The sequence below is a fragment of the Pseudomonas sp. NPDC090592 genome, assembly GCF_044769185.1.
Taxonomy (GTDB): Bacteria; Pseudomonadota; Gammaproteobacteria; order Pseudomonadales; family Pseudomonadaceae; genus Aquipseudomonas.
This window is the reverse complement of the sequence record NZ_JBIVXJ010000003.1, coordinates 259498-266444: the sequence shown is the minus strand read 5'-3', so window position 1 is coordinate 266444 and position 6947 is coordinate 259498. Positions and strand designations below refer to the sequence as shown.

5 protein-coding genes are annotated in these 6947 nt (G+C 63.0%); 2 read left to right on the top strand and 3 right to left on the bottom strand.

Annotated elements, in window-relative coordinates; genetic code table 11:
* Window positions 1–133: 133 nt before the first annotated feature.
* The 3 genes from ACIQUI_RS04150 to rpmE form a co-directional block, all read right to left on the bottom strand.
* A complete protein-coding gene (locus tag ACIQUI_RS04150; protein ID WP_391126490.1) occupies window positions 134–1402 on the bottom strand; it encodes a malic enzyme-like NAD(P)-binding protein in 1269 nt (422 codons plus the stop codon).
* Window positions 1403–1580: 178 nt separating this feature from the next.
* Window positions 1581–2402, bottom strand: coding sequence for a thermonuclease family protein (locus ACIQUI_RS04145; protein WP_403195153.1), 822 nt, complete (start codon window positions 2400–2402; stop codon window positions 1581–1583).
* Between the two features lie 2 nt (window positions 2403–2404).
* Entirely contained in the window at window positions 2405–2620 is a 216-nt protein-coding gene (gene rpmE / locus ACIQUI_RS04140; protein ID WP_012274639.1) for a 50S ribosomal protein L31, read from the bottom strand.
* A 167-nt stretch (window positions 2621–2787) separates the two neighbouring features.
* On the opposite strand from rpmE, the gene ACIQUI_RS04135 reads away from it, so the two are divergent.
* Together ACIQUI_RS04135 and argS are read left to right on the top strand one after the other, a co-directional pair.
* A complete protein-coding gene (locus tag ACIQUI_RS04135) occupies window positions 2788–5007 on the top strand; it encodes a primosomal protein N' (protein WP_403195151.1) in 2220 nt (739 codons plus the stop codon).
* Window positions 5008–5210: 203 nt separating this feature from the next.
* Entirely contained in the window at window positions 5211–6947 is a 1737-nt protein-coding gene (gene argS / locus ACIQUI_RS04130; RefSeq protein WP_403195149.1) for an arginine--tRNA ligase, read from the top strand.

Here is a 6947-nt window from a genome sequence, read left to right as displayed (position 1 = left end):
CGGGCGGCGCTCGATCTCATAGGCGCCAAAAATGCTGTGGCGAACACCTTGCAGCCCTGACACATTCCCATCGCCCACAAAAAAGCCCCGGCTCTTACGAGCCGGGGCTTTTTCATGACAGCTACAACAGCAATCAGCCGTTGAAGACTTCATCCACGCTGTTCAGCGGGTAATGCTTCGGATACGGCAGGGTAGCCACGCCGGATTCGATGGCGGCCTTGGCCACAGCGTCGGAAACGACGGTGATCAGGCGTGCGTCCAGCGGCTTCGGAATGATGTACTCACGGCCGAATTCCAGGCCTTCGACACCATAGGCTTCGCACACTTCCTTCGGCACTGGCAGCTTGGCCAGGTCTTTCAGGGCGATGGCAGCGGCAATTTTCATTTCTTCGTTGATGCGCTTGGCGCGAACGTCCAGGGCACCACGGAAGATGAACGGGAAGCCCAGTACGTTGTTGACCTGGTTCGGGTAGTCGGAACGACCGGTCGCCATGATCACGTCGCTGCGCGTGGCGTGCGCCAGCTCTGGCGAAATTTCCGGGTCCGGGTTCGAGCAGGCGAACACGATCGGGTTGGCCGCCATCGACTTCAGGCCTTCCGGGCTCAGCAGGTTCGGGCCGGACAGGCCTACGAACACATCGGCACCGTTCAGGGCATCAGCCAGGGTGCGCTTGTCGGTGGCGTGGGCGAACTGAGCCTTGTACTGGTTCAGGTCGTCACGGCCAGCGTGAATCACGCCGCTGCGGTCGATCATGTAGATGTTCTCGACCTTGGCACCCATGCTCACCAGCAGCTTCATGCAGGAGATGGCAGCAGCGCCGGCACCCAGGCAGACGATCTTGGCGTCTTCCAACTTCTTGCCGGCGATTTCCAGTGCGTTGATCATGCCGGCCGCGGTCACGATGGCGGTACCGTGCTGGTCATCGTGGAACACCGGAATGTCGCACTGTTCGATCAGGGTGCGCTCGATTTCGAAGCACTCAGGCGCCTTGATGTCTTCGAGGTTGATACCACCGAAGGTGATCGAGATGCGGCGAACGGTATCGATGAATGCTTGCGGGCTTTCCGATTCGACTTCGATGTCGAACACGTCGATACCAGCGAAACGCTTGAACAGAACACCCTTGCCTTCCATGACCGGCTTGGAAGCCAGTGGGCCGAGGTCACCCAGACCGAGGATGGCGGTGCCATCGGAAATCACCGCAACCAGGTTGCCTTTGCCGGTGTATTTGTAAGCCAGCTCTGGATCACGGCCAATTTCACGCACGGGCTCAGCAACGCCTGGGCTGTAGGCCAGGGCGAGGTCACGGGCGGTGGCAGTGGGCTTGGAGAGTTCGACGCTCAGTTTCCCCGGACGAGGTTGAGCGTGGTATTCGAGAGCGGCGGTTTTCAGGTCTGACATGGTGGGCATTCCGCTATTTACTGTTCTGACGGACCGCCGAGGATACGCAAAGAGCCGGGGAGTCACAAGACTGGTCGGTCACTTGTGTCAAGGCCTTTAGCCTACGACTTTACGCTATAACCCACGGGGGCATACGGCTCACAGTGTGTACAATCCAATAGCGAAATGTCTACATCTTTTAGCCTGAAATACGCTCCAACATGCTCGGATCGGTCAATGGCAACACCCAGCGTCGCTGCCCGGGCTTCAGGCCACCCTTGCGGGAACGGTCCAGCACCCAGCCACGCGCTTCGACCTGGCGTCCCTTGAGATTATCGAAGAAGCTGCCGGGGAAGTTGCGCTGCAGACGAGCGGGAACCTGCAGTACCACAGTGTCATCCAGGCTCAGCCAGACGCCACCACGGTTACGGTCGATAGCGTTGATACGGCCAGCGACCACAGCAAACCCTGACTGCTTCACATCACTTGCACGCACCACGGGCGAACGGCGCCACAGGCCGCTACCGGCCTTGCGCGCCGCTTGCTCGGCTGCTGCCTGGCAGCCGCTCAGGCGTACGTTGGGGGCAACGGCCACGCGGTAGCCCAAGCCCTCGCTGAGCAACTGTGCTTCCAGATTGTCGCCATTACGCCCGTAGATATGCGCCAGTGTGCGGCCATATTTGTCCTTGCCTTCCACGCCAGGCACCAGCCCGACACGCCCGTCACTGCCCTTGACCAATGCCTGAAGGCGCCGCCTGGCGGCCTCGGCATAGGGCTCGCTGGTACGGCCGTTGCGGCCGACTTCCGGGGCATTGATACCGATCAGCCGCACGCTGCGGCCATCGACCAGGCGCAAGGTATCGCCATCTACCACCTGGCGCACCAGCACCTGCTGTGGCGGCGCCAGCAGCGGGCAGAACGCCATGGCGGGAAAGTGCCAGAGAACGCCCATAAAAAAAGCGCCCACACGGGGCGCCTTTTTTTGCAGCACTGCGAAACCCGAGGGGTTCGCCATGCGCATGATTACTTCTTGGTACCGAACATACCGAAGCGATCGGCGAACTTCTGTACGCGGCCGCCGGTGTCCAGGACTTTCTGCTTACCGGTGTAGAACGGGTGGCACAGGTTGCAAACGTCGATCGACAGGACATTGCCCAGGGTCGAACGGGTTTCGAACTTGTTGCCGCAGCTGCAGGTGACTGCAACTACTTCGTAGTTCGGGTGGATACCTTCTTTCATGGTCACTTCCTCGAGCTGCGTGCCGCCACCCAACACCAATTGTTGAATACCGCACGTAATTAGGCGGCGAATAATACCAGAGCACAGCGCCAGCGCAAGGTGTCGCTTGCACCGACCGTCGTCTGCTAGGCTCGCCAGTTCTTGTAACGCCCTCCGAGACTTTTTGCGTGTCCGACGTCATCCTGCGCCTTGCCCTGCCCTCCCCGCTGCGTCGCCTGTTCGACTACAAGGCGCCGGCGAGCATGGCGCGCCAGACCTTGACCCCGGGCATGCGTATTCGCGTGCCATTCGGCCGTCGCGAAATGATCGGCGTGCTGGTAGAGGTGTGCGCGCAAAGCGAAGTGCCTGCCGACAAACTCAAGCCCGCCAGCGCCCTGCTCGACCCGGTATCCCCCATTCCCGCGTCGCTGTTCAAGCTGTGCCTGTGGACCGCCCAGTACTACCAGCACAGCCTGGGCGACACCTTGAGCTGGGCCTTGCCCACGCTGCTGCGCCAGGGCGAACCCGCAGAGATGCGCCAGGAGCGCTTCTGGCACATTGCCCCCGGCGCCCGCCTGGAAGACCCGCGCATCGCCCGCGCACCGCGCCAGCGCGACGCCCTCAAGACCCTGGCCCAGCACCCGCATGGCGTGGCCCACAGCCTCCTGGCCAAGCTCAACCTGAACAAGGACAGCCTCGACCTGCTACTGGCCAAGGACCTGGTACAGATCGAAGTCCGTCGCCACCTGCCGGCCCTGCGCCATGAACACTGGCTGGCACAGCCGGAACTGCCCCTCAACGAGGAGCAACGCGACGCCTTCGACGCCGTGCGCGAAGGCTTTGACGGCTTCGGCGCGTTCCTGCTGGCCGGCGTCACCGGCAGCGGCAAGACCGAGGTCTACCTGCAACTGATCCGCGAAACCCTGGAGGCCGGTAAGCAGGCACTGGTGTTGATCCCGGAGATCAACCTCGGCCCGCAGACCCTGGCGCGTTTCGAGCAACGCTTCAACGCCCGCATTGCCCTGCTGCACTCGGCGGTGAACGACCGCGAACGCCTGGACGCCTGGCTGGCGGCGCGGGACGGCGAGGCCGACATCATCATCGGCACCCGTTCAGCCTTGTTCACGCCCATGAAAAACCCCGGCCTGATCATCATCGACGAGGAGCACGACGGCTCCTATAAACAGCAGGAAGGCCTGCGCTATCACGCCCGCGACCTGGCACTGGTGCGCGCCCATCAGGAGAACATCCCGATCCTGCTCGGCTCCGCCACGCCGTCGCTGGAAACCTTGCACAACGCCCTTACCGGCCGCTACCGCCTGCTACGCATGAACCAGCGCGCTGGCGGTGCACGCCCGCCACGCATGCTGCGGCTGGATGTGAAGAGCCTGCCCCTGGACAGCGGCATCAGCGGCCCGTTGCAACAGGCCATTCGCCAGACCCTGGAGGCGGGCCAGCAGGTGCTGGTGTTCCTCAACCGCCGCGGTTTTGCCCCGACCTTGCTGTGCCACGACTGTGGATGGTTGTCCGAGTGCCCGCGCTGCGATGCGCGCATGACCGTGCATCAGCGTTCCGGCGTATTGCGCTGCCACCACTGTGGCTATGACGAACGCCTGCCGCACCAGTGCCCGCAGTGCAACCACGTTGACCTGCGCCCGGTCGGTGCTGGCACCGAGCGCGCCGAAGAACGCCTGAAGGTGTTGTTTCCGGACTACCCGATCCTGCGGGTGGACCGCGACAGCACGGCGCGCAAGGACGCCATGCACAACCTGTTCAGCACCATCCAGCGTGGCCAGCCGAGCATCCTTGTCGGCACGCAGATGCTTGCCAAGGGCCACCACTTCCCACGTGTGACCCTGGTAGCCATCCTCGATGCCGATGGCGGGCTGTTCTCCGGCGATTTCCGCGCCAGCGAGCGCATGGCGCAGCTGATCGTGCAGGTAGCCGGGCGTGCCGGGCGCGCCGAAGAGCCCGGCAAGGTCATCATCCAGACCCATCTGGCAGACCATCCGCTGCTGGTGCAACTCACCGAGCAGGGCTACTTCGCCTTTGCCGAACAAGCCCTGGACGAACGCCGTGCCGCTGGGCTGCCGCCCTACTCGCACCTGGCCTTGCTGCGCGCCGAAGCGCACAAGCCGGGGCAGGCCGAAGGTTTCCTTGACGAAGCGTGCGCCGCCGCCGAGCGCCTGGTGGCCGAGCAGCGCTTGCCGGGTATCGAACTGCTTGGCCCGGTACCGGCGCCCATGGAGCGCCGCGCCGGGCGTTTCCGCGCGCAACTGTTGATTCAGGCCAATACCCGGGCGCCTTTGCATCGACTGATCAGCGCCTGGTTGCTAGTGTTGGAACAAATGCCGAGCGGGCGCCAGGTACGCTGGTCGCTGGATGTCGACCCGGTCGACCTGTACTGAGCTGCAAGCTGCAAGCTGCAAGCTGCAAGCTGCAAGCAAGAGCAGGACAGGGACAGGCAACGCGATCAAGCTTTTCCTTGTGGCTTGCAGCTTACAGCTTGCAGCTCAAAGGTTGGCAACCCGCTCCCAGCCACGGATAATGCCCAGTTTTTCCACCTGCGCATCCAGGCGCTCACCGCGCTTGCGGTCGAAAAGAGATCCCCATGAAAGACACCATTCGCCAGCTGATCCAGCAAGCCCTCACCCAACTCGTCACCGACGGTGTGCTGCCTGAAGGGCTGTCGCCGGCGATCCAGGTGGAAAACGCCCGGGACAAGACCCACGGCGACTTCGCCAGCAACATCGCCATGATGCTGGCCAAGCAGGCGGGCATGAAGCCGCGCGACCTGGCCGAAAAGCTGATCAATGCCCTGCCGGCCAGCGCCGACATCAGCAAGGTCGAAATTGCCGGCCCGGGCTTTTTGAACTTCTTCCAGAATACCGACGCCCTGGCCAACCGCCTGGACGCCGCCCTGGCCGACGCGCACCTTGGCGTGCGCAAGGCCGGTGCCAGCGAAAAAGTCGTCATCGACATGTCGGCACCGAACCTGGCCAAGGAGATGCACGTCGGCCACCTGCGTTCGACCATCATCGGGGACAGCATGGCTCGCGTCCTGGAGTTCCTGGGTGACAACGTCATTCGCCAGAACCATGTGGGTGACTGGGGTACCCAGTTCGGCATGCTGATGGCCTATCTGCAGGAAAACCCGATCACCAGCGACGAGCTGTCGGACCTGGAAAACTTCTACCGCGCGGCCAAGAAGCGCTTTGACGAGTCGGAAGAATTTGCCACCCGCGCCCGCGGCCTGGTGGTCAAGCTGCAAGCCGGCGACCCGGACTGCCTGGCCCTGTGGACGCGCTTCAAGGACATCTCGCTGTCGCACTGCCAGAAGACCTACGAGCTGCTCAACGTCAAACTGACCATGGCCGACGTGATGGGCGAAAGCGCCTACAACGACGACCTGGCCAACGTGGTGGCCGACCTCAAGGCCAAGGGCTTGCTGGTCGAAGACCAGGGCGCACAGTGCGTGTTCCTCGAAGAGTTCAAGAACAGCGAAGGCGAACCACTGCCGGTCATCGTGCAGAAAGCCGACGGCGGCTACCTGTACGCCACCACCGACCTGGCTGCGGTGCGCTACCGCAGCAACGTGCTCAAGGCTGACCGCGCCCTGTACTTCGTCGATCAGCGCCAGGCCCTGCACTTCAACCAGGTGTTCGAAGTGGCACGCCGTGCAGGCTTTGTCGGCCACCCGATGCAGATGGAGCACATGGGCTTCGGCACCATGAACGGTGCTGACGGCCGCCCGTTCAAGACCCGTGACGGCGGCACCGTGAAGCTGATCGACCTGCTCACCGAGGCCAAGGACCGCGCCTACGCGCTGGTCAAGGAAAAGAACCCGAGCCTGGCCGACGAGGACCTGCGCCACATCGGCGAAGTGGTGGGCATTGGCGCGGTGAAGTACGCCGACCTGTCCAAGCACCGTACCAGCGACTACAGCTTCAACTTCGAACTGATGCTCAACTTCGAGGGCAATACCGCCCCTTACCTGCTGTACGCATACACCCGCGTGGCCGGGGTGTTCCGCAAGCTGGGCAAGGGCTTTGACGAAGTTGACGGCAACATCGTGCTGCAGGCTCCCCACGAGCAGGACCTGGCTGCGCGCCTGGCGCAGTTTGGCGAAATCCTCAATAACGTCGCCGACAAGGGCACGCCGCACGTGCTGTGCAGCTACCTGTACGACCTCGCCGGCCTGTTCTCCAGCTTCTACGAGAACTGCCCGATCCTCGCTGCCGAAACCCCTGAGCAGCAGCAAAGCCGCCTACGCCTGGCCGCCCTGACCGGCCGCACCCTCAAACAAGGTCTGGAACTGCTCGGCCTGGAAACCCTGGAGCGCATGTAA

Coding starts and splice junctions, on each gene's coding strand:
- ACIQUI_RS04150 (WP_391126490.1), bottom strand. CDS start 1,402: ATGTCAGACCTGAAAACCGCCGCTCTCGAATACCACGCTCAACCTCGT.
- ACIQUI_RS04145 (WP_403195153.1), bottom strand. CDS start 2,402: ATGCGCATGGCGAACCCCTCGGGTTTCGCAGTGCTGCAAAAAAAGGCG.
- rpmE (WP_012274639.1), bottom strand. CDS start 2,620: ATGAAAGAAGGTATCCACCCGAACTACGAAGTAGTTGCAGTCACCTGC.
- argS (WP_403195149.1), top strand. CDS start 5,211: ATGAAAGACACCATTCGCCAGCTGATCCAGCAAGCCCTCACCCAACTC.